The organism is Brevundimonas sp. NIBR10, assembly GCF_027912515.1.
Taxonomy (GTDB): domain Bacteria; phylum Pseudomonadota; class Alphaproteobacteria; order Caulobacterales; family Caulobacteraceae; genus Brevundimonas.
In genome coordinates, this window is record NZ_CP115464.1 from 1,615,037 (window position 1) to 1,635,061 (window position 20,025).

The window sequence follows — 20,025 nt, forward strand, 5'->3', positions numbered from 1 at the left end:
TGGAATGGCGCATCCAGCCCAAACTGAAGAGTTCATGGTCTTCGAGAACCGGGAAGCGCGGTTGGCGTGGGAGCGTGAGCGGCTGGCAGAGGCCGAAGACGATATCGCCAATGGGCGTGTCATCTCGGGCGATGAAGCACTGGCCTGGCTTCGTAAAGAACGGGCCGAAGCTCAAGCGGCCATGTTGCTCGAAAGCGAATGAGTGACCCGTTTCAGGTCGAGTTTACGGCGCGTTCCCGTGGCGACCTGAAATCGGCGAAGGCCTGGTTGACACAGCCAGGCAGCGGGCAGCGATCACACGCGCGGTATATCTCGATCATCGACGCTCTCGAGAACCTCAGCGAGACGCCGCATCGGTGGCCGAAAAGCGAGCACATTGGCTTTCGGAAGCGGTCGATCAACGGCTATCGCATCTTCTACAGCATCGACGGAAATCGACGGATGGTGACTGTCCGCCGGGTTCTGGGCCCTAGGCAGGATGAGGCCACCCTTTAGTTCAGCACTCCGGTGACGCTCTCCGCCGTCGCCAGTTGCAGGACCCCCATTAGCGTCGCGCGGGTTTCGCCGTCCGCGACGCCGTCGACGCGGCTCTGACGCCAGTGGCGCTGGAAGGCGCGGACGGTGGTGGCGGTGTCCTCGTCATAGGTGGAGCCGGGTTGCAGGCCGTAGCCCAGGCGGTGCAGGCCGGCGCGCAGGACGACCACGCCGATGCCCTCGTCGCCGATCTGGAGGAAGCCGCCCAGGGCCGCGATCCGTTCGGCGGCGGGTTCGAACCACAGGCCGTGACCGGCACCGGCCAGGGCTTTCCACGGAAACAGTTCGCCGGGGTCTTCCTTGCGGTCGGGGGCCAGGTCGGAGTGGGCGATGATGCGGGCGTCGGGGATCGACCAGCGCGAGCGGATGTCGGAGGTCAGGGCGATCACAGCCGCTATCTGGACATCCGGAAAGGCGCGATAGCCGAACTCGTGGCCTGGATTGACGATCTCGATGCCGATCGAGGCGGCATTGACGTCGGTCTCGCCTTGCCAGACCCCGCGGCCCGCGTGCCAGGCACGACGTTCCTCGGGCACCAGCGAGAAGATGCGGCCGTCTTCCTCGACGACATAGTGGGCCGAGACCTTGGCCTCGGGGTCGCGCAGACGGGCCAAGGCGGCCTCGCCGGTCAGCATCCCTGTGTAGTGCAGCACCAGGATGTCGGGCGGGGCGCGCCGAGTGTCGAAATTGGGGGAGGGCGCGTCGATCAGGTCGAGCGGCATAATGCGTCGGGCGCGGCTTTAGCGGCCGGGCCGCTCCCAGCCATAGGCGACCCAGGTGTCGCCGACCTTCTGGGCCTCGATCAAGTCGTCGTCGCGGCGGCGCTGCACGGTGACCTTGCGACGGGTCCGCATGGCGAACCCGGCAAAGAAGACCAGGATACTGGCGATCAGGGCGATGACCGCCACAGCCGCGGCGGTGAACACCGCAAGGATGGCGCCGACGGTCAGGGCCGCCACCGTCGCGATCAGTCCCGCCAGCCACATCAGCGGCGCGAGCACACCCCCGTTCGAGCGGCGGGCGTTGAAACCGAGGGAGGCGACGCGATCCTGGGTCATGCTGGTCCTTGGAGGCCGGGGCCCTCAGGCGTGATGGATCACGCCTGAGGGCCCAATGTCGGTCGAATGACGCCCATCGTCAAGGAACAGGCCGTTCACGGAACGGTGCGCCCTTGTCGCAGGTGCCGGAACGATCCTCAGGGCAGGGGCTGATCGGCGAGGACCACGGCCCCCGACGACCGCATCCGCTCGGCGTCCACCCGTTGCAGCAGGGCCTGGGCCTGGGGGTCGGCCATGACCCCGCCGATGGCGACCAGGGCGTGGGCCGCCTCGCTGGACACGCCGAACGCTGACGACAGGGCCTCCCACGGCGATTCGGCCTCGGGGAAGCGTTTGTAGCGGACGGAGCGGTCGGTCGGGATGCGGGCCAGTTCGCGGGCCTTGGAAATGGCCTCGGTCACCCCACCCAGTTGGTCGACCAGACCCAGGGTCTTGGCTTGGGCACCGGTCCAGACGCGGCCGCGCGCGATCTCGCGCACCCGGGCGACGGGTAGTCGGCGACCGGTCGAGACCCGGGTCACGAACTCTTCGTAGGTCTTGTCCATCGAGGCCGAGAAGGCGGCGCGCTGGGCCGCAGTGAAGGGCTCGGACGACGAGTAGGCGTCGGCGTACTGGCCGCCGACCGAGATGCCGCGCACATCGACACCGAACCGGGCCAGGGCGTCGGCGATGACGAACTTGCCGCCGAACACGCCGATCGACCCGGTGATGGTCGTGGGCTGGGCCACGATCCAGTCGGCCTGGGAACTGATCCAGTAGCCGCCGGACGCCGCGTAGTCGCCCATCGAGACCACGACCGGCTTGCCGGCTTTCCGTGCGGCGCGGACGGCGGCCAGGATCTGTTCGGACGCCTCGGGCGAACCGCCCGGCGAGGAGACGCGGAAGACGATAGCTTTTACGTCCTTGTCCTCGATCGCGTCATAGATGGCCTTGGCCGTGACGTCGGAGTGGATGGACGAGCCGCCGCCGAAGCCGCTCGAGCCGCCGCGCCCCGTGACGATCGCACCCTCGCCCCCGACGATGGCGATGGCGTCGCTGCCCGAGCCGGTGCGTTCGCCCTGCGACGACGCATAGTCGTCGAACTCCAGGATGTCGGCGTTGTTTCCCGCGCGACGCTTGGCCTCGGCCTCGGCCTCCTCGGCCTGGCCGATCTTGTCGATCAGCTTGAGCGAAAGGGCCTGCTGGGCGGTATAGGGGCCGGCCTCGATCGTGGTCTGCAGGGCCGGAACCGCCGTCTTGCGGTCATTGGCGATGCTGGCCAGGGCGGCGTCATAGATGGAGGTCATCCAGGCTGTCATCGCCTCGCGATGCGGCTCGGTGAAGTTGGACTGGGTGAATTGGTTGACGGCGTTCTTGTACTCGTAACGCTGTTCGAAATCGGCGCGGACGCCGTATTTGTCGAAGGCGCGGCCCAGGAACATCTCCTCGGAGGCCAGACCCGAGACCTGGAAGGAGGCGGTGTTCTGCATCCACAGCTCGGAGGCGGCGGCGCCGACCATATAGCTGGAGATCACCGTGCCGACGGGCGAGAACCCTTGCGAGTGGGCGATGACCGGCTTGCCGGCGGTGCGGAAGCGGCGGATCGCCTGGCGGACCTCGTCGGCGGCGGCCGGGGTCACGCCGCCCTCGGGCAGGCGGACGAGCAGAACCTTGATGTGATCGTCCTTCTCGGCCTGGGCCAGGGTGTCGACGATCTTCATCGTCGACAGGCCCGAGCCGCCGAAAATGGCGAACGGATCGGTCGGGGCCTGATCGGTCAGCCCCTCGCGCAGGTCCAGTTCCAGCACGGCATTGGCCGGGGTCGCGGGTTTGGAGGACGAGGCGGCCGCTGCGCTGATCAGCACGATCGGCACCACGACAAGGAACAGCACCAGCCCGGTGAAGACGCCGAGCACGGTCAGGAAGAACTGTTTCATGGGCGTCTGGCGGTCCGTCGAGGACCGGTATGGCCTCAGCCGCGACCATAGTGCGCGCGCGGTCGCGGTCAAATGAAGGTCTCTTCACGCGCGAGCGAATTCATCGCGCCTTCGCTGCATCGCAGCAACGCGATTGATGGGGACCGCGTAAGTCCCTATATGAGCCGTCTGCGAGCGGGGGCCCACGCCCCGCGTCACGATTGGGACGACAAGCCTATGCTGGTCACCCTGATGAAGGCCAAACTTCACCGCGCAACGGTGACCCAGGCCGATCTGGACTACGAAGGCTCGATCGCCATCGACGGCGATCTGCTGGATGCTGCGGGCATCTTTCCGCACGAACAGGTCGATGTGCTGAACATCACCAACGGCGCGCGGTTCACCACCTATGCCATTGAGGCCCCGCGCGGATCGCGGACCTTCGGCGTCAACGGCGCGGCGGCGCGTCTGGTCCAGAAGAACGACAAGATCATCGTCGTCACCTATGGCCAGATGCCTGAAGAAGAAGCGCGCCAATGGTCGCCGACCGTGGTGCTGCTGGACGACCAGAACGCGATCAAGCGCGCGGCCTGATCGCCTTCATCCCAGGATGACGCGTCGGGGAATGGGCGTTAAAGCCCGTACATGAGCGACGTGACCACCGACCCCCTGGCCCTGAAGAAGGCCGAGACCCGTGCCTGGTTCGAGGTGCTGCGCGACCGCATCCATGCCGGGTTCGAGGCGCTGGAGGACGCGGCGACGCCGGACCTGTTTCCCGGCGAGCCCGGCCGGTTCGTCCGCACGCCGTGGACCCGGCTTGAGGGCGGTGGCGGGGTCATGGGGATGATGCACGGGCGGCTGTTCGAGAAGGTCGGGGTCCATTGTTCGACGGTCCACGGCACCTTTCCGGCCGACTATGCCAAGACGGTGCCCGGCGCGGCCGAGGATCCGAGGTTCTTCGCCACCGGCATCAGCCTGATCTGCCATCCGTGGAGCCCGCGCGTGCCGGCGGTCCATATGAACACCCGCTTCATCGCCACGACCCAGAGCTGGTTCGGGGGCGGGGCGGATCTGACGCCGGTGCTGGACGTGGATCGCACCCAGGATGCGCCGGACGCCATCGCCTTCCATGCCGCGATGAAGGCAGCCTGCGATCCGCACGACGCGACCTATCACCCGCGCTTCAAGGCCTGGTGCGACGAGTATTTCTGGCTGCCGCATCGCAATGAGCCGCGCGGCATCGGCGGCATCTTCTACGACCACCATGACAGCGGCGACCATAACGCCGACTTCGCCTTCACCCGCGACGTGGGGACGGCGTTCCTGGACATCTATTCGGCGATCGTGACCAAGCGGATGGCGGAGCCGTGGACGGCGCAGGAGCGTCAGGAACAGCTGGTGCGACGCGGCCGCTACGTCGAGTTCAACCTGCTCTACGACCGCGGCACCATGTTCGGACTGAAGACCGGAGGAAATGTGGATTCAATCCTCAGTTCCATGCCGCCGACCGTCGCCTGGCCCTGAGGGGCGGCTTTTCCACCGTCAATGATCGGTTAACGCCTTGGGCGGAAAGGGGACGCGTGATGCACCCACAGCCTGTTAATACTTGCCATGTTCTTTGTATGTTCCGATTATGAACAGTCTAGAGCGTCGAAATCTTCTTAATCGTGGTTAAAACGCGTCAACCATCCCATTGAGACCCAGTTCATCCCATGCTATCCCAGATACGTATCCGGGGGTGATCGGCGTCATTTGACGCCTCGGCAATCAGGGGCGGGCCGGAAGGTTCGAGTGGGCTTAGGTTGTTTCGTCAGACCTACGAGAAACAGCTGGACGGCAAGCGCCGCCTCCTGATCCCGCAGGACTACCGCACAGCCGACAACGGCGCAGAGACCGCTGTCTTCCTGTTTCCCTCCATCGAGGCCGACTGTCTGGAGGCGGGCGGCGATCGTCTGCTGGCCACCCTGACCGACATGATCCAGGACCTGCCGTTTGGCTCGGCCGAGCGGTCGGCGCTGGAGTGGCAGGTGATGGGCGAGCAGACACGGCTCGCCTTCGATGCGGGCGGCCGCATCACCCTGCCTGAAAGCCTGTGCGCCGAGGCCGGCCTGGGCGAGGACGTCGTCATCGTCGGCCTGGGCGACCGGTTCCAGATCTGGAACAAGGCGGCCCACGCCGCGCGTCGGGCCGAGCAGCGCGCCCTGGCCAAGGCCTCGATGGCCCAGATCGGTGCCCAAAAATTGGCGGCCCAGATGAAGCGGGCGGAGGGGGCATGACCGCGCCGCACGCTCCCGTCCTGCTGGCCGAGGTGATCGAGGCCCTGTCGCCGCAACCCGGCGATGTCGTGATCGACGCGACCTTCGGCGCGGGCGGCTATACGCGTGCGATCCTGGCGACAGGCGCGGAGGCCATCGGCCTGGATCGCGATCCGACGGTGCAGCCCCATGCCGATGCCGTCGCCAACGACTTCCCTGGAAAATTCACCCTGGTGCGGACGCCGTTCTCGGGTCTGGCCGAGGCGTTCGAGGGAACCGGCAAGCCCCGGCTCGACGGCGCGGTGTTCGATATCGGCGTCTCGTCGATGCAGCTGGACCAGGCCGAGCGCGGCTTTTCCTTCATGCGTGACGGGCCGCTGGACATGCGGATGTCGAACGAGGGCCAGAGCGCGGCCGACATCGTCAATACCTATGACCATGGGCCGCTGGCGCATCTGTTGAAACTGTACGGCGAGGAGCGTCAGTCGGGGCGGATCGCGACGGCCATCCTGCGTCGGCGTCAGGCCGAGCCATTCACCCGCACGCTGGACCTGGCCGAGGTGGTCGAAAAGGCCCTTGGCGGACGGCGCGGGGCCCCGACCCATCCGGCGACCCGGACGTTTCAAGCGCTGCGCATTGCGGTGAACGACGAGCTGGGCGAGCTGGAAGCCGGACTGGCGGCGGCTGAAGGCGCGCTGGCTCCCGGCGGGCGGCTGGCCGTCGTCACCTTCCACTCGCTGGAAGACCGCATCGTGAAGGCCTTCTTCACCGAGCGCAGTGGCAATGCGCCGGGCGGCTCGCGCCACGCCCCGGTCGCCATCGAGACGCGCAAGCCCTCGTTCACCCTGCTGTTCAAGGGCGCGCGCGAGGCGGGCGACGCGGAATGCGCGACCAACCCCCGGGCTCGCTCGGCCAAGCTGCGCGCCGGCGTCCGCACCGACGCCCCCGTGTGGAGGGCCGCCGCATGACCGCGTACGGCCCCCGGTCGAACCCTGTCCAACGTCTGTTCGACTGGAAGGTGCGCGGTATCCGCTGGATCGAGATCATCGGCGCGGTCTGCGTCGCCGCCATGGTCTTCTCGGTCTATGTCGCCAAGACCGCCGCCGCCCGCGAAAGCACCGAGATCGGTCGGCTGGAAGGCGAGATCTCCGAAACCCGGCAGCGGGTCCGGCTGTTGCGCGCCGAGATTTCACGCCTGGAACAGCCCAGCCGTCTGGAGGCCCTTTCGCATGCGGCGGGTCTCGCGCCCGTCGATGTCCATCGTCAGGCGACCGAGAGCCAGCTGACCTCGCTGAAGCCGGCACCCGCCCCGGCCGAGGTCGCCCCGCCCGCTGCCGTTGCGGCGGCGAGCCCCGTCGTCACGCCCGTTCCGCCCGTCATCGACGAGGCGCCGCAGTGAGCGTTCAGGATCATCGCGGTCATTTCCGTCCGACCCCTGGCGCCGAGCCGATCGGTCGGGCCCTGTCGCCCTGGCTGCGCTGGGCCGCGTCGGCCGTCTGGTGGGTCGAGCACGCCTTCGAGCGCGCCCGCGCCGACGCCCGGCCGGAGGAGGACACCCGCGTCCGCATCTTCCTAGTCATGGCGGTGTTCTCGGTCGTGTTCGTCGGGCTGGGTATCGGCGCCGTCCGCGCGGCCCTGTTCGTCGAGAAGAGCGGGGTCGGTTCGGCCGGCAATCCCGACGCCCTGATCCGCGCCGACCTGGTGGATCGCAACGGCGTACTGTTGGCCACCAACATCACTCACTACGGCCTCTATATCGATCCGGCCGAGGTCTGGGACCGGGCCCTGGCGATCCGTGAACTGCGTCGGGCCCTGCCGCGCATCAAGTCGGACAGGCTGAGAACGGTGCTGTTCGGCGAGCGTCGCGCCCTGGTCGCCCAGAGCCTGACCCCGGCCGAGCGGGCCGCCGTCCACGCCCTGGCCCTGGGGGGTATCTCGTTCGAGCCCGAGGATCGCCGCGTCTATCCGATGGATCAGTCGGCGACCTTCGTGATCGGCCAGGCCGACAGCGGTGGCATGGGCATCACCGGTGCCGAACTGGCCTTCAACGACGAGATCCGCGCGGCCGGTGCCGTCAGCCGCGACTTCCCCCTGTCGATCGACCTGCGCGTCCAGGGCGTGCTGGAAAACGAACTCTATGCGGCCGCCCGCGAGAACGGCTCCAAGGGTGCCGTCGGGATCATCGCCGACACCTCGACCGGCGAGGTCCTGGGCATGGCCAGCTATCCGCAGGACAGCCAGGTCAACCGGGCCGTGGCCTCGGTCTATGAGATGGGGTCGGTGTTCAAGACCTTCACCATCGCCGCCGCCGTCGATACCGGCCGGGCCGACATGAACACCATGATCGACGCGTCCAGGGCCTATATGATCGGCAACCGGGCCATCAAGGATTTCCACGCAACGAACCGGGTTCTGTCGCTGGAAGAGGTCTATCTGCATTCGTCCAACATCGGCACGACGCAGCTGGCCGTCGGCATGGGCGGCGACGTGATGCGGGACTATTTCACCCGCTTCGGCCTGCTGGCCAAGGCGCCGATAGAGTTGCGTGAATCGGCCCGTCCGATCCGCCCCCGCGAGTGGTCCGACACCACCCTGGCGTCCCTGTCGTTCGGGTACGGCATCTCGATCACCCCGGCCCAGATGTCGGCGGCCATGGGGGCCCTGACCAACGGCGGCCGCTATGTCCCCCTGAGCTTGCGCAAGGGAGGGGCGCCCAATGTCGAGCCGCGCCGGGTGATCTCGGAACAGACCTCCCTGACCATGCTGGACCTGATGCGGCGGAACGTCGTCAACGGTTCCGGCACCCGCGCCGACGCGCCGGGCCTGAGGGTCGGAGGCAAGACCGGCTCGGCCAACAAGCTGGTCAACGGGCGCTATCAGGCCAGCCACGCGGTCGGCACCTTCGCCGCCGTCTTCCCGACCGACGGGCCGATCAACACCCGGCGCTATTCGATCCTGATCCTGATGGACGAGCCCCAGACCTATCCGCGCACCGGCGGCTTTGTCGCGGCGCCCGCCGTGGGCCGGATCGCCGCCCGGATCGCGCCCTTCCTGGGCGTCCAGCGCGGTGCCGACGCCTGGCGCGATGCTCTGGGTGAGAAGGTCCCCGCGTTCGAGGATGTGGAGGGTGACGGCCGATGACCGCCGCCGGTGTCCCCTCCATCAGGCTGTCCGACCTGCTGCGTCGCGATGTGTCCTCCGACCCGTTCATCACGGGCGTGACGGCCGACAGCCGCAAGGTCGCGCCGGGCTCGCTGTTCGTCGCCCTGCCTGGCAGCGTCACAGACGGCCGCGCTTTCATCTCCCAGGCCCTCGCCCAAGGGGCCGCCGCCGTGCTCGCACCCGCCGATACCCCCGAAGGCTCCGCACCGCTGTTGGTGACGTCGGGCGATGTGCGTCGGGCCTATGCGCTGGCGGCGCGCAGCTTCTACGGAACCCAGCCTGCGACCTGCGTCGCCGTCACCGGCACCAACGGCAAGACCTCGGTCGCCACCTTCTGTCGCCAGATCTGGGCGTCGCTGGGGCTCAAGTCCGCCAGCATGGGCACCCTGGGCGTCGTCGGTCAGAAGGGCGACAAGACCTACACCTTGACCGGCGCGGGCCTGACCAGCCCCGATGCCGCCGACGCGGCCCGGCTGATGGCCGAACTGGCGGCTAAGGGGGTCACTCACCTGGCGCTGGAGGCGTCGTCGCACGGCGTGGATCAGCGGCGGCTGGACGGGGTGTCGCTGAAGGCGGCGGGGTTCACCAACCTGACCCAGGACCACCTCGACTATCACGGCACGATGGAGTCCTATCGCAACGCCAAGCTGCGGCTGTTCGAGACCCTGCTGGCGCGCGGCCGGACCGCCGTACTCAACGCGGACTCGGATCACTATTCCAGCTTCGCCTCGGCCAGCATCATGTCCGGTCTCGGCATCATGGGCGTGGGCCAGCGCGGTCGCGACCTGGCCCTGATCGGCCGGACGGCGACGCCCGAAGGGCAGCGCCTGTCGATCGATGTGCGCGGCCAGGTCCACGACATCCTGTTGCCGCTCGCCGGCGCGTTTCAGGCCTCGAACGCTCTGGTCGCGGCGGGGCTGTGCATCGCGGCGGGCGAAAGCGCCGACCGGGTTCTGGGTGCGCTCGAGGGACTGACGGGCGCGGCCGGGCGGTTGCAGCGGGTGGCCGGGGGCGACCGGGGCGGCGAGGTCTATGTCGACTATGCCCACACGCCCGACGGGCTGGAGACCGTGCTGACGGCACTGCGGCCCCATGCGACGGGACGGCTGATCGTGGTGTTCGGCGCGGGCGGGGATCGGGACCGGGGCAAGCGACCCCTGATGGGTGCCATCGCCGGGCGGCTGGCCGACATCGCCATCGTCACCGACGACAACCCTCGCTCGGAGAAGGCCTCGGCGATCCGGGCGGATGTCCGGAAGGGCTGCCCCGATGCGCTGGAGATCGGCGACCGCCGCGAGGCCATCCGCCACGCGATTTCGACGATGCGCGACGGAGATGTGGTGGTCATCGCCGGAAAAGGGCATGAGCAGGGTCAGATCGTCGCCGGGGTGACCCACCCCTTCGACGACGCCACCGAAGCCGCCGAAGCCCTGAGCATTCATGCCTGACACGACCCCGCCGCTGTGGACTGCGGCCGAGATCGCCGACGCCACCGGCGGCCGCCTCAAAGGCGGCGACTTCGACGTCCATGGCATCACCTACAACAGCCGCGAGATCGCCCCCGGAGACCTGTTCTTGGCGCTGAAGGGCGCGCGGGACGGGCACGAGTTCGCGGCCTCCGCCTTCACCGCAGGGGCTGCCGGGGCTTTGGTCGAACACGCCATCGAGGGCGGGCCGCACGTGATCGTTCCAGACACGCTGAGAGGGCTGGAGGCACTGGGTGCCGCCGCCCGTGATCGCGCCCCCCAGGTGCGGCGTGGCGCCGTGACCGGCAGCGTCGGCAAGACCAGCGTGACCCAGGCGATCAAGGCGGGCCTGGATCTGGCCGGGCCCGCCCACGCCTCGATCAAGAGCTACAACAACCATATCGGCGTGCCCCTGACGCTCGCCCGGATGCCGCGTGACACCGAGCGGGCGGTGTTCGAGATCGGCATGAATGCGCCGGGCGAGATCGCACCCCTGTCGAAGATGGTCCTGCCCCACGCCGCCTGTGTCACCACGGTCGGCCCGGTCCATATCGAGGGGTTTTCCGACGGCGAGACCGGGGTGGCGCGCGAGAAGGCGGCGATCTTCCAGGGGCTGGGTCCCGGCGGCGTCGCGGTCATCAACGGCGACAATCCCTGGGTCGACATGCTGCGCGAGAGCGCCCTGCGCCAAGGTGCGCGGATTGCCCAGTTCGGATCGGGGCCGGAACAGGATGCGCGGCTACTGGACTTCGTGCCGGGCCCGGAGGGGGCGCGGGTCACGGCGGAAATCTGGGGCCGCACTCATGTATTCACCCTGAAGCAGTCGGGCTTTCACTGGGGCCTGAACTCCCTGGCCGTTATCCTGATGCTGGATGCGCTGGACGTGCCGGTCGAGACGGCGTTCGAGGCGCTGGCGACCTTCGAGCCCCTGGCCGGGCGCGGCGAGATCCGCTCGGTGAACGGGCCGCATGGGGCCTTCACCCTGATCGACGAGAGCTACAACGCCAATCCGCTGTCGATGCGGGCGGGGTTCCTGAGCCTCGGCGCGCGGCCGGTGCGGACGGGCGGACGGCGGATCGTGGTCCTGACCGACATGCTGGAGTTGGGCGATCAGTCGGTGGCCCTGCACGCCGGGCTGGCCGAGACCATCGATGCCGCCGGGCTCGATCTGGTCCACGCGGCGGGCCCGCAGATGCGCCATCTGTACGACGCCCTGCCCGAAAGCCGCCGCGGCGTCTGGACCGAAACCGCCGCCGAACTGGCGCAGCAGGCCGCCGAGCTGGCCGCCTATGGCGACATCGTTATGGTCAAGGGATCGAACGGCTCCAAGGCCTCGCTGGTCGCGAAGGCCTTGGCTGCATTGGGCGCGACGCGGTAGGGGGACCGATGTTTTATCTACTTTACCTGCAGTTCGCCGACGTCGCGAAGGACTATCCGCTCCTTCACCTGATCCAGTACCAGACGGTGCGGGTGGCCCTGGCCATGGCCACGGCGATGATCGTGGCGGTGGCCATGGGGTCGCGTTTCATCAACTGGATCCGCGCCAAGCAGGGCAAGGGCCAGCCGATCCGCGAGGATGGGCCCGTCAGCCACCTGTCCAAGGTCGGCACCCCCACCATGGGCGGGCTCATGATCCTGGCCGGCATCGGCGTGGCGGTGTTCCTGTGGGGCGACCTGACCAATCCCTATATCTGGATCGTCAGCTTCGTGACGGCCGCCTTCGGGGTGCTAGGCTTCGTCGATGACTATGCCAAGGTCACGAAACAGACCTCGGCCGGGCTGACCTCGAAACAGAAGCTGCTGGCGCAACTCGTGGTCGCGGTGATCGCGGGCGTCCTGACCGTGCTGTGGATGACCCAGTCGCCGACCTCGCCGGGGCTGGAGACCTCGATCGCGTTTCCGTTCTTCAAGGACGTGCTGCTGAACGTGGGCTGGTTCTACGTGGCCTTCGCTGCCTTCACGATCGTCGGATTTTCCAATGCGGTGAACCTGACGGACGGGCTGGACGGGCTGGCCATCGTCCCGGTGATGATGGCAGCGGCGGCCTTCGGGATCATCACCTATCTGGTCGGCAACTTCATCTTCTCGGACTACCTCGGTGTCCATCATGTGCCGGGCGCGGGCGAGCTGGCCATCTTCTGCGCGGCCATCATCGGCGGGGGCGTGGGCTTCCTCTGGTACAACGCCCCGCCGGCCAAGATCTTCATGGGCGACACCGGCTCGCTGGCGCTGGGCGGTGCCCTGGGCTCGATGGCGGTGGCAACCAAGCACGAACTGGTACTCGGCATCGTGGGCGGCCTGTTCGTTATCGAGGCCGCCTCGGTCATGATCCAGGTCGGCTATTTCAAGCTGACCAAGCGGCGCATCTTCCTGATGGCGCCGATCCACCACCATTTCGAGAAGCTGGGCTGGCCGGAATCGACGGTTGTCATCCGCTTCTGGATCGTCGCCGCCATGCTGGCCCTGCTGGGGCTGGCGACCCTCAAGCTTCGCTGACCCGATGATCGCCGTTCCGGGATTCCAGGGTCGCCGCGTCGCCGTCTTCGGCCTGGGCCGATCCGGGATCACGGCGGCGCGGGCGCTGCAGGCGGGCGGGGCCACGCCCATCCTGTGGGACGACGGGGTCTCGGGCCGAATGCAGGCCGAGGCCGAGGGGTTCGCGGTCGAGGACCTGACCACCGCCGACTGGTCCGCGTTCGCGGCGCTGGTCCTGTCGCCGGGCGCGCCCCTGACCCATCCCAAGCCGCACTGGACGGTCGAGAAGGCCAGGGCGGCGGGCGTCCCGGTCATCGGCGACATCGAACTGTTCGCCCGCGCCATCGACACGGTCCCGGCCTCGCTCAGGCCCCGCGTCATCGCAATCACCGGCACCAACGGCAAGTCCACGACCACGGCCCTGATCGGCTGGGTGCTGAAACAGGCGGGGCTGAAGGTCGCGATCGGCGGCAATATCGGCATCGGTGTCCTGGCCCTGTCGGCCCCGGCCGAGGTCGAGGTCTATGTGGTCGAGACGTCGTCCTATCAGTTGGACCTGACCACCAGTTTCGCGCCCGACGTGGCGATCCTGACGAACGTCTCGCCCGACCATCTTGACCGGCACGGCGGCATGGAGGGCTATGTCGCGGCCAAGCGGCGGCTGTTCCAGGTGATGACGCCCGACAAGGTCGCCCTGATCGGGGTCGATGACGACTGGGGCTGGGGCGTGGTCAACGCCCTGAACGACCGTCGTCTGCGGGTCTCGACCATCACGACCCGGACGCCGCCGGAGTATCTCGATCCTAACGGCGGCATGCCCGTGGACCAGATGGCCGACCGCCTGCCGGACCAGATCCCGGCCTTCGACCAGGGCAGGTTCATCATCGTGGATGCCACGGGCGGGCGGATCGTCGCCGACGGCATCGCCATCGCGGACCTGAAGCCCGCGCGCTCGCTGCCCGGCCGCCACAACGCCCAGAACGCCGCCTTCGCCTATGCCGCCGCCCGCGCTGTGGGGGTGTCGCATGACGCGGCGGTCGAGGGTCTGATGACCTTTCCGGGTCTGGCGCACCGGATGGAGACGGTCGGCCATCTGGGCCCCATCCGCTTCGTCAACGATTCCAAGGCGACCAACGCCGATGCGGCGAGGCAGGCCCTGTCGTCCTACCCCTCCGTCTTCTGGATCGCCGGCGGGGTGCCCAAGGACGGCGGCATCGACGACTTGGCCGATCTCTTCGGTCGCGTGACCAAGGCCTATCTCATCGGCCAGTCCGCCGAGGATTTCGCCGTGACGCTCGGCACTACGCCGCACGTCGTCTGCGGGACCATGGAAGCCGCCGTCGCCGGAGCCGCCGCAGACGCCCAGGTCGCCGGCGGGGAACAGATCGTCCTCCTGTCCCCCGCCTGCGCCAGTTTCGACCAGTATCCCGACTTCGAGGCGCGCGGAGAGGCGTTCCGGGCGGCGGTTCTTAACCAAGGCGCTACCCCTTTGCGTTCATGAATGGGAAACCATGACCGCAGAGCCCTATCGCCCGGCCTATAACCCGGCCTTTTCGCGCAACGACCAGAGCCCGATCGCCCAGTGGTTCTGGACGGTGGATCGCGGCCTGCTGGGTGCGGCCCTGACCCTGATGGCGTTCGGGGTGGCGCTGAGCTTCGCCTCCTCGCCCGCCGCCATCCTGGCCGACGAATCGATCTCGGACCCCTTCCACTATTCCTGGCGGATGATCGTCTGGGCGACCGGCGGTGCGGGGGCCATGCTGACCATGTCGCTGCTGTCGCCGCGCGGGGTGCGGCGGATCGCGGTGCTGGGTCTGCTGGGGGCCATAGTGGTCATGGCGGCCCTGCCGTTCATCGGCGACGAGGTGAAGGGCGCCGCGCGCTGGATCAACCTGGGGCCGTTCAGCCTGCAACCCAGTGAATTCGCCAAGCCCAGCCTGATCGTCTTTGCCGCCTGGATGTTCGCAGAGGGGCAGAAGGGCGAGGGGGTGCCCGGCGTCAGCATCGCCTTCGGCTTCTGGGCCCTGACGGTCGGTCTGCTGCTGATCCAGCCCGACATCGGCCAGACCCTGCTCATTACCACGACCTTCATGTGCGTCTTCTTCATGGCCGGGGTGCCGCTGAAGTGGATGGCGGTGCTGGCCGCCGCCGCCGCCGGCGGGGTGGTGTCCCTGTATTTCATGTTCGGCCACATGCGCGACCGTCTGAGCCGCTTCACCAACCCCGAGACCACCGACACCCACCAGATCGATCGCGCGTCCGAGGCCATCCGCGCCGGCGGCCTGGTCGGGCGCGGGGTGGGGGAGGGGGTCATGAAACGCCACGTGCCCGACCTGCACACCGACTTCATCTATTCGGTCGGTGCCGAGGAATTCGGCCTGATGGTGAGCCTCGCCATGATCGGCCTATACGCTTTCATCGTGGTGCGCGGGATGCGCCGAGCGATGAAGCTGAACGACCCGTTCGAGCAGACGGCGGCGGCGGGGCTGTTCGTCCTGATCGGGCTGCAGGCCTCAATCAATGTGGCGGTCAACCTGAACCTGATCCCGACCAAGGGGATGACCCTGCCCTTCATTTCGTATGGCGGGTCGTCGATGCTGGCCATGGGGTTGACGATGGGGCTGGCGCTGGCGCTGACCCGGCGGAGGCCGGGGGCCTATGAGCCGGGGGTGACCTTGCAGGACCGGCGTCGGATTTTGCCGTAGAAATCCTTCTTCGCCCGCGTAGCGGGGGTAGTGTCGCGTCCCTGAGCCCCCGGGTCCGAGCTTCGCTCGGCCCGAGGACAGGCTCCGCGAAGGCAGCGACGATGGGGGCTGTGTTGGCCATCGCACGAGAAGTCGGACTTCCCCCATCGACCCTAGTCTCGCTGCGCTCGACGCCGGGCCACTTCCCCCGCAAGCGGGAGAAGAATAGGAGACCGCCATGCCGTCCAAAGTCTGCATCGTCGCCGCCGGGGGTACCGGGGGTCATATGTTTCCCGCCGAGGCCCTGGCCCGCGAGATGGCGTCGCGCGGCTGGCGCGTGGTTCTGGCCACCGATTATCGCGGCGAGAAGTACGCCGCCAACTTTCCGGCTGAGGAGAAGCTGTATCTCGACACCGCCACCGGCTCCGGCCCCGTCGCCCTGCTGAAGGCCGGGATCGCCATCGCGCGTGGGGTGCTTCAGGCTCGGGCGGCGTTCACGCGACTGGATGCCGGCGTGGTCGTCGGCTTCGGCGGCTATCCGTCGGCGCCCGCCCTCCTCGCCGCGATCACGCAAGGCACGCCGACCGTCATCCACGAGCAGAACGCGGTGCTGGGTCGGACCAATCGCCTGCTGGTCTCGCGCGTCGGCCGGATCGCTTCATCCTTCCCAACCCTGAAGCGCGCGCCCAAGGGGATGAAGGCCGAGGTGGTGGGCAGTCCCGTCCGCGCCGAGATCGGTGCCCTGTTCGACCGCGCCTATGCCGCGCCGAGCGCCGACGGCCCCATCCATGTGCTGGTCACGGGCGGTAGTCAGGGGGCCCGCATCCTGTCCGAGACGACGCCCCGCGCGCTGGCGGCCCTGCCAGAAGCCCTGCGCGCCCGCCTGCGGGTCCAGCAGCAGTCGCGGCCCGAGACGCTGGAGACCGCGCAGCAGATCTATCTGGAGGCCGGCATCCAGGCCGAGGTCGCGCCCTTCTTCCGCGACATGGCCGGGCGGCTGTCGCAGGCCCACCTGGTGGTCGGCCGCGCCGGGGCCTCGACCTGTGCCGAACTGGCCGTCGCCGCCCTGCCGTCCGTCCTGATCCCGCTCAAGATCGCCACCGACGATCATCAGACCCTGAACGCCAAGGCCCTGACCGACGTCGGCGCGGCGGTGGTGATCGCGGAGGACGACGTGACGGTCGAGGCACTGACGGGGGCATTGCTGCCCCTGCTGTCCGACCCCGCCCGGCTGGCGACCATGAGCGCGGCGGCCCGATCGGTTGCCATCCCTGATGCGGCGCGCAGGCTGGCGGATATTGTGGAAGCTTCCCTCTCCCAGGGGGAGAGGGCTTGAGCCTCCGAGAGCGTAGCGATCGGCAAGGCGAAAGGGTGAGGGGCGTGACGCTGGATGTGAGTCCAAATACGCTTGTCCTCTAAAGGGCTCCTTTTTTGGCAGCGTAACCCCTCACCCTTTCGCGCAAGGACGCCGGCTGCGCCGCCGTGCGCTCAAGCCCTCTCCCGATGGGAGAGGGAACCGAACCGGCGAACAACCTTGGCCGTTGTGCGTTACTGTACCCATGCCCCCCTTCATTTCCGACCTGACGGCCGAGACCACCCGCCTGTGGCGGCAGTTCGACTGGCTGCCTGAATGGGCGGTGATCGTGCTGGTGCTCGTCGTCTTCGTCGGCGCGGGATGGCTCGCGCACGCCGCCGCCTTCGCCGTCCTTCGCCGTGTTGTCAGGAACCGCGACGTCTTCTGGCGCGGGGTGGTCGAGCGGGCGCGGGCCAAGCTGAGGGTGCTGGTGATCATCATCGGCATCGGCATAGGGGTCAGCGTCTCGCCGTTGGACCCCGGTCCGTCGCAGCAGGTCCGCGCCGTCCTTCTGGTCGCCTGGATCCTGGCGCTGGGCTGGCTGGCGTCCGGCGTGCTCGACATGTGGGCGGTGGTCCACCTGAAGAAGTTCAACATGGCGGTCGAGGACAATCTGATCGCGCGCAAGCACCTGACTCAGACGCGCATCCTGCAACGGGTGGCCAAGGTCCTGCTGATTATCGTCACGGTCGGGCTGGCCCTGATGACCATCTCCGGCTTTCGCCAGTGGGGGGTCAGCCTGCTGGCCTCGGCGGGGGTGGTCGGGATCATCGCCGGCCTGGCGCTGCAGCCCGTCCTGACGAACATGCTCGCCGGCATCCAGATCGCCCTGTCCCAGCCGATCCGCATCGACGACGCGGTCGTCGTCGAGGGCGAATGGGGCAATGTCGAGGAGATCACCTCCACCTATGTGGTGGTCAAGCTGTGGGACTGGCGCCGGATGGTCCTGCCCCTGTCCTATTTCATCACCAAGCCGTTCCAGAACTGGACGCGAGAGAACGCCCGGCTGATCGGCACGGCGATGTTCTACGTCGACTACGAGGCTCCGATCGACCGTCTGCGCGAGGCCTTCGAGCGGATCGTGCGGGCCTCGCCGCTTTGGGACGGCGACGTTCAGGTGATGCAGGTCACCGACATCACCGAACGCGTCATGCAAGTCCGCTGCCTGGCCAGCGCCCGGTCGGCCCCGGTCGCCTTCGACCTGCGCTGCGAAATCCGCGAGAAGCTGATGGCCTTCATGCGCGACGAATGCCCGGAGGCCTTGCCCAGGGACCGTCTGGATTGGGATCGTCCGGAGCCGGCTGTCAGCGCGCCAGACGCGCTCGCGCGCGTGTCAGGAACTCCGCCTCCGTGAAGATTTCTTCCGTTGCGGGCCATTCACCGCGGCAGAGCGCCGCGTAGATCTGCTCGTCGCCGCCCCCGCCAAGGGGCCGCATCTCGGGCCAGGTCTGGCGATGCCAGACCTCGCCGGTCTCCGCATGCCGCTCCACGACGCCCCACGATCCCGTTCTGGCGGCGCAGTCCATGACGGCGCGGCTAATCACATAGGCCACGGGCCGCCCGTTGTGGGTCGAGGCCCCGCGCGCGAAGACGGTGGCGCGCGAATAGGTTACCCGGTCGCCGTCGCTCAGGGAACTGGCAGGTTCCAGCAACCACATGCCGTCCGAGAAGCTGTTGATGCCCATCAGCCGATATCGGGCCGGGTTTTCCGGTGGCGCGACATCGGGTTCGGCAGACGTCGACATGGCGACAAGGGCGAGGATCATGACGAGGGAGGTCATGGCCCCAGAATTCCGCCTGATCCGCGTTCGGCCAAGCGACGAAACCTGACCGCGTCGTCACTCCGCCAGCGCCGCCCGCCCCAGCGTCACCGCCTCTTCCAGCGTGAAGACATCCGGCGACCGCGCGTCGGTCGAACAGGCCACCACCAGCAGTTCGGCGGCATCCCCGCCGGGGTCGGCATGATAGGGCGGGGCCGTGTCCGGTGTGATCGGCCCCTCGACGCCGCCCTCGCGCACGGAAGCGAAGTCCAGGCGGTCGGCCGTCTCGGCGACACAGTCGAACCGCCATTTCGACCAGCCGCCCCAATAGGTATTCCCCCCGGCGGTGAAGCCCGGCTCGGTGACCTGGAACGCCCGCATCGTGACGCTGTCGCCGTCGCGCACGATGGTCATCTGGTCGGCGAGGATCGCGAACCGTCCGGCTCCGGTCAGGACGAAACCGTGCTCCGGAAAGGGTGATGGCTGATCGGTCTGGGCGGCGGCGGGAACCGACACCCCGATGGCCGCCGCCAAGGCGGCCACACCCGGAAGGGCCCGCATCAGTTAGGGCGGAACAGGCCGGCGGGGCTGGCGGAGAAGATCTCGACCCCGTCCTCGGTGACCCCGACGGTGTGCTCGCACTGGGCCGACAGGGACTTGTCGCGGGTCACGGCCGTCCAGCCGTCGGACAGGACCTTCACGTGCGGCTTGCCCAGATTGACCATCGGTTCGACGGTGAAACACATCCCGGGCTTCAGCACCGCGCCCTCGTTCTTGCGGCCGTAGTGCAGGACGTTGGGGCTGTCGTGGAAGATGCGGCCGATGCCGTGGCCGCAGAAGTCGCGCACCACGCTCATCCGCGCCGCCTCGACATGGCGCTGGATGGCGAAGCCGATGTCTCCGAAAGTCCCGCCCGGCTTCACCTGGGCCAGGCCCAGGGCGATGGACTCATAGGTGACGTCGATCAGCTTCTTCGCGCGCGGATTGATGTCGCCGACCGCGTACATCCGGCTGGAATCGCCATGCCAGCCGTCGACGATGACGGTGTGGTCGATATTGACGATGTCGCCGTCCTTGAGCACCCGGTCGCCCGGAATCCCGTGACAGACCACGTGGTTGATCGAGGTGCAGACCGTCTTGGCATAGCCCTTGTAGCCCAGGCAGGCGGGCAGGCCGCCGCGGTCCAGGGTGTACTCGCGGATCCGGTCGTCCAACTCGCCCGTGGTCACCCCGGGCACGACGTACGGCACAATCATGTCCAGTGCCTCGGCGACCAGCCGCCCGGCGATCCGAATCCCCTCGAAATCGTCCGCATTATAGATGCGGATCGCGCTCGACCGGGTGAAGGTCTCGATATCCTGGTCGGGCGTTTCGTACATGAG

Annotated in this window: 21 protein-coding genes; 15 read left to right on the plus strand and 6 right to left on the minus strand. The window is 68.0% G+C overall.

Features of this window, described 5'->3' with window-relative positions:
- Nucleotides 1–4: 4 nt before the first annotated feature.
- Both O5K39_RS07905 and O5K39_RS07910 read left to right on the plus strand, forming a co-directional pair.
- On the plus strand, nt 5–202 hold the full coding sequence (locus O5K39_RS07905; protein WP_271146729.1) for a hypothetical protein: 198 nt from the start codon (nt 5–7) through the stop codon (nt 200–202).
- Complete coding sequence (locus tag O5K39_RS07910) at nt 199–495, plus strand: type II toxin-antitoxin system RelE/ParE family toxin (RefSeq protein WP_271146730.1); 297 nt, start codon at nt 199–201, stop codon at nt 493–495. The genes O5K39_RS07905 and O5K39_RS07910 overlap by 4 nt, the downstream gene beginning before the upstream one ends.
- Here O5K39_RS07910 and O5K39_RS07915 read toward each other — a convergent pair.
- The 3 genes from O5K39_RS07915 to sppA all read right to left on the minus strand — a co-directional run bounded on the left by O5K39_RS07915 (nt 492) and on the right by sppA (nt 3,508).
- Entirely contained in the window at nt 492–1,256 is a 765-nt protein-coding gene (locus O5K39_RS07915) for an N-acetylmuramoyl-L-alanine amidase (RefSeq protein ID WP_271146731.1), read from the minus strand. The two genes, O5K39_RS07910 and O5K39_RS07915, sit on opposite strands and share 4 nt — an antisense overlap.
- 18 nt (nt 1,257–1,274) lie before the next feature.
- On the minus strand, nt 1,275–1,592 hold the full coding sequence (locus O5K39_RS07920) for a hypothetical protein (protein WP_271146732.1): 318 nt from the start codon (nt 1,590–1,592) through the stop codon (nt 1,275–1,277).
- 137 nt (nt 1,593–1,729) lie between these two features.
- Nucleotides 1,730–3,508 (minus strand): signal peptide peptidase SppA, encoded by a 1,779-nt coding sequence (gene sppA, locus O5K39_RS07925; protein WP_271147125.1) that lies wholly within the window; start codon nt 3,506–3,508, stop codon nt 1,730–1,732.
- Nucleotides 3,509–3,724: 216 nt separating this feature from the next.
- Here sppA and panD point away from each other — a divergent pair, with 216 nt between their 5' ends.
- The 13 genes from panD (at nt 3,725) to O5K39_RS07990 (ending at nt 18,237) form a co-directional block, all read left to right on the plus strand.
- Nucleotides 3,725–4,081 (plus strand): aspartate 1-decarboxylase, encoded by a 357-nt coding sequence (panD, locus tag O5K39_RS07930; protein ID WP_271147126.1) that lies wholly within the window; start codon nt 3,725–3,727, stop codon nt 4,079–4,081.
- Between the two features lie 51 nt (nt 4,082–4,132).
- Complete coding sequence (gene hemF, locus O5K39_RS07935; RefSeq protein ID WP_271146733.1) at nt 4,133–5,011, plus strand: oxygen-dependent coproporphyrinogen oxidase; 879 nt, start codon at nt 4,133–4,135, stop codon at nt 5,009–5,011.
- A 278-nt stretch (nt 5,012–5,289) separates the two neighbouring features.
- On the plus strand, nt 5,290–5,763 hold the full coding sequence (locus O5K39_RS07940; protein ID WP_271146734.1) for a division/cell wall cluster transcriptional repressor MraZ: 474 nt from the start codon (nt 5,290–5,292) through the stop codon (nt 5,761–5,763).
- Complete coding sequence (gene rsmH / locus O5K39_RS07945; RefSeq protein WP_271146735.1) at nt 5,760–6,710, plus strand: 16S rRNA (cytosine(1402)-N(4))-methyltransferase RsmH; 951 nt, start codon at nt 5,760–5,762, stop codon at nt 6,708–6,710. Before O5K39_RS07940 ends, rsmH begins: the two co-directional genes overlap by 4 nt.
- Complete coding sequence (locus O5K39_RS07950; protein WP_271146736.1) at nt 6,707–7,141, plus strand: cell division protein; 435 nt, start codon at nt 6,707–6,709, stop codon at nt 7,139–7,141. The genes rsmH and O5K39_RS07950 overlap by 4 nt, the downstream gene beginning before the upstream one ends.
- A complete protein-coding gene (locus O5K39_RS07955) occupies nt 7,138–8,883 on the plus strand; it encodes a penicillin-binding protein 2 (protein ID WP_271146737.1) in 1,746 nt (581 codons plus the stop codon). Before O5K39_RS07950 ends, O5K39_RS07955 begins: the two co-directional genes overlap by 4 nt.
- Nucleotides 8,880–10,352: a UDP-N-acetylmuramoyl-L-alanyl-D-glutamate--2,6-diaminopimelate ligase gene (locus O5K39_RS07960; protein ID WP_271146738.1), complete on the plus strand. Its 1,473-nt coding sequence runs from the start codon at nt 8,880–8,882 to the stop codon at nt 10,350–10,352. The genes O5K39_RS07955 and O5K39_RS07960 overlap by 4 nt, the downstream gene beginning before the upstream one ends.
- Nucleotides 10,345–11,748, plus strand: coding sequence for a UDP-N-acetylmuramoyl-tripeptide--D-alanyl-D-alanine ligase (gene murF / locus O5K39_RS07965; RefSeq protein ID WP_271146739.1), 1,404 nt, complete (start codon nt 10,345–10,347; stop codon nt 11,746–11,748). The genes O5K39_RS07960 and murF overlap by 8 nt, the downstream gene beginning before the upstream one ends.
- 8 nt (nt 11,749–11,756) lie before the next feature.
- Nucleotides 11,757–12,866 carry a phospho-N-acetylmuramoyl-pentapeptide-transferase gene (gene mraY, locus O5K39_RS07970; RefSeq protein ID WP_271146740.1) on the plus strand — a complete coding sequence of 370 codons (1,110 nt, stop codon included), beginning with the start codon at nt 11,757–11,759 and terminating at the stop codon, nt 12,864–12,866.
- A gap of 4 nt (nt 12,867–12,870) precedes the next feature.
- Nucleotides 12,871–14,346, plus strand: coding sequence for a UDP-N-acetylmuramoyl-L-alanine--D-glutamate ligase (murD, locus tag O5K39_RS07975; RefSeq protein ID WP_271146741.1), 1,476 nt, complete (start codon nt 12,871–12,873; stop codon nt 14,344–14,346).
- A gap of 10 nt (nt 14,347–14,356) precedes the next feature.
- Nucleotides 14,357–15,550, plus strand: coding sequence for a putative lipid II flippase FtsW (gene ftsW, locus O5K39_RS07980; protein ID WP_271146742.1), 1,194 nt, complete (start codon nt 14,357–14,359; stop codon nt 15,548–15,550).
- 217 nt (nt 15,551–15,767) lie between these two features.
- Nucleotides 15,768–16,865 (plus strand): undecaprenyldiphospho-muramoylpentapeptide beta-N-acetylglucosaminyltransferase, encoded by a 1,098-nt coding sequence (gene murG, locus O5K39_RS07985; RefSeq protein ID WP_271146743.1) that lies wholly within the window; start codon nt 15,768–15,770, stop codon nt 16,863–16,865.
- Between the two features lie 223 nt (nt 16,866–17,088).
- Nucleotides 17,089–18,237 (plus strand): mechanosensitive ion channel family protein, encoded by a 1,149-nt coding sequence (locus O5K39_RS07990; RefSeq protein ID WP_271146744.1) that lies wholly within the window; start codon nt 17,089–17,091, stop codon nt 18,235–18,237.
- Here the strand turns inward: O5K39_RS07990 and O5K39_RS07995 are convergent.
- From O5K39_RS07995 to map, 3 genes are read right to left on the minus strand one after another with little or no spacing between them, the layout of a single operon-like run.
- Nucleotides 18,188–18,664, minus strand: a complete 477-nt coding sequence (locus tag O5K39_RS07995) for a hypothetical protein (protein WP_271146745.1) — start codon at nt 18,662–18,664, stop codon at nt 18,188–18,190. The genes O5K39_RS07990 and O5K39_RS07995 overlap by 50 nt on opposite strands.
- Nucleotides 18,665–18,721: 57 nt before the next feature.
- On the minus strand, nt 18,722–19,204 hold the full coding sequence (locus O5K39_RS08000; RefSeq protein ID WP_271146746.1) for a hypothetical protein: 483 nt from the start codon (nt 19,202–19,204) through the stop codon (nt 18,722–18,724).
- The gene (gene map, locus O5K39_RS08005) at nt 19,204–20,022 is read right to left on the minus strand and encodes a type I methionyl aminopeptidase (protein ID WP_271146747.1); all 819 of its coding nucleotides are present in this window, start codon (nt 20,020–20,022) and stop codon (nt 19,204–19,206) included. The genes O5K39_RS08000 and map overlap by 1 nt, the downstream gene beginning before the upstream one ends.
- Nucleotides 20,023–20,025: the final 3 nt, after the last annotated feature.

Coding starts and splice junctions, on each gene's coding strand:
- O5K39_RS07905 (WP_271146729.1), top strand. CDS start 5: ATGGCGCATCCAGCCCAAACTGAAGAGTTCATGGTCTTCGAGAACCGG.
- O5K39_RS07910 (WP_271146730.1), top strand. CDS start 199: ATGAGTGACCCGTTTCAGGTCGAGTTTACGGCGCGTTCCCGTGGCGAC.
- O5K39_RS07915 (WP_271146731.1), bottom strand. CDS start 1,256: ATGCCGCTCGACCTGATCGACGCGCCCTCCCCCAATTTCGACACTCGG.
- O5K39_RS07920 (WP_271146732.1), bottom strand. CDS start 1,592: ATGACCCAGGATCGCGTCGCCTCCCTCGGTTTCAACGCCCGCCGCTCG.
- sppA (WP_271147125.1), bottom strand. CDS start 3,508: ATGAAACAGTTCTTCCTGACCGTGCTCGGCGTCTTCACCGGGCTGGTG.
- panD (WP_271147126.1), top strand. CDS start 3,725: ATGCTGGTCACCCTGATGAAGGCCAAACTTCACCGCGCAACGGTGACC.
- hemF (WP_271146733.1), top strand. CDS start 4,133: ATGAGCGACGTGACCACCGACCCCCTGGCCCTGAAGAAGGCCGAGACC.
- rsmH (WP_271146735.1), top strand. CDS start 5,760: ATGACCGCGCCGCACGCTCCCGTCCTGCTGGCCGAGGTGATCGAGGCC.
- O5K39_RS07950 (WP_271146736.1), top strand. CDS start 6,707: ATGACCGCGTACGGCCCCCGGTCGAACCCTGTCCAACGTCTGTTCGAC.
- O5K39_RS07960 (WP_271146738.1), top strand. CDS start 8,880: ATGACCGCCGCCGGTGTCCCCTCCATCAGGCTGTCCGACCTGCTGCGT.
- murF (WP_271146739.1), top strand. CDS start 10,345: ATGCCTGACACGACCCCGCCGCTGTGGACTGCGGCCGAGATCGCCGAC.
- mraY (WP_271146740.1), top strand. CDS start 11,757: ATGTTTTATCTACTTTACCTGCAGTTCGCCGACGTCGCGAAGGACTAT.
- murD (WP_271146741.1), top strand. CDS start 12,871: ATGATCGCCGTTCCGGGATTCCAGGGTCGCCGCGTCGCCGTCTTCGGC.
- ftsW (WP_271146742.1), top strand. CDS start 14,357: ATGACCGCAGAGCCCTATCGCCCGGCCTATAACCCGGCCTTTTCGCGC.
- murG (WP_271146743.1), top strand. CDS start 15,768: ATGCCGTCCAAAGTCTGCATCGTCGCCGCCGGGGGTACCGGGGGTCAT.
- O5K39_RS07990 (WP_271146744.1), top strand. CDS start 17,089: ATGCCCCCCTTCATTTCCGACCTGACGGCCGAGACCACCCGCCTGTGG.
- O5K39_RS07995 (WP_271146745.1), bottom strand. CDS start 18,664: ATGACCTCCCTCGTCATGATCCTCGCCCTTGTCGCCATGTCGACGTCT.
- O5K39_RS08000 (WP_271146746.1), bottom strand. CDS start 19,204: ATGCGGGCCCTTCCGGGTGTGGCCGCCTTGGCGGCGGCCATCGGGGTG.
- map (WP_271146747.1), bottom strand. CDS start 20,022: ATGTACGAAACGCCCGACCAGGATATCGAGACCTTCACCCGGTCGAGC.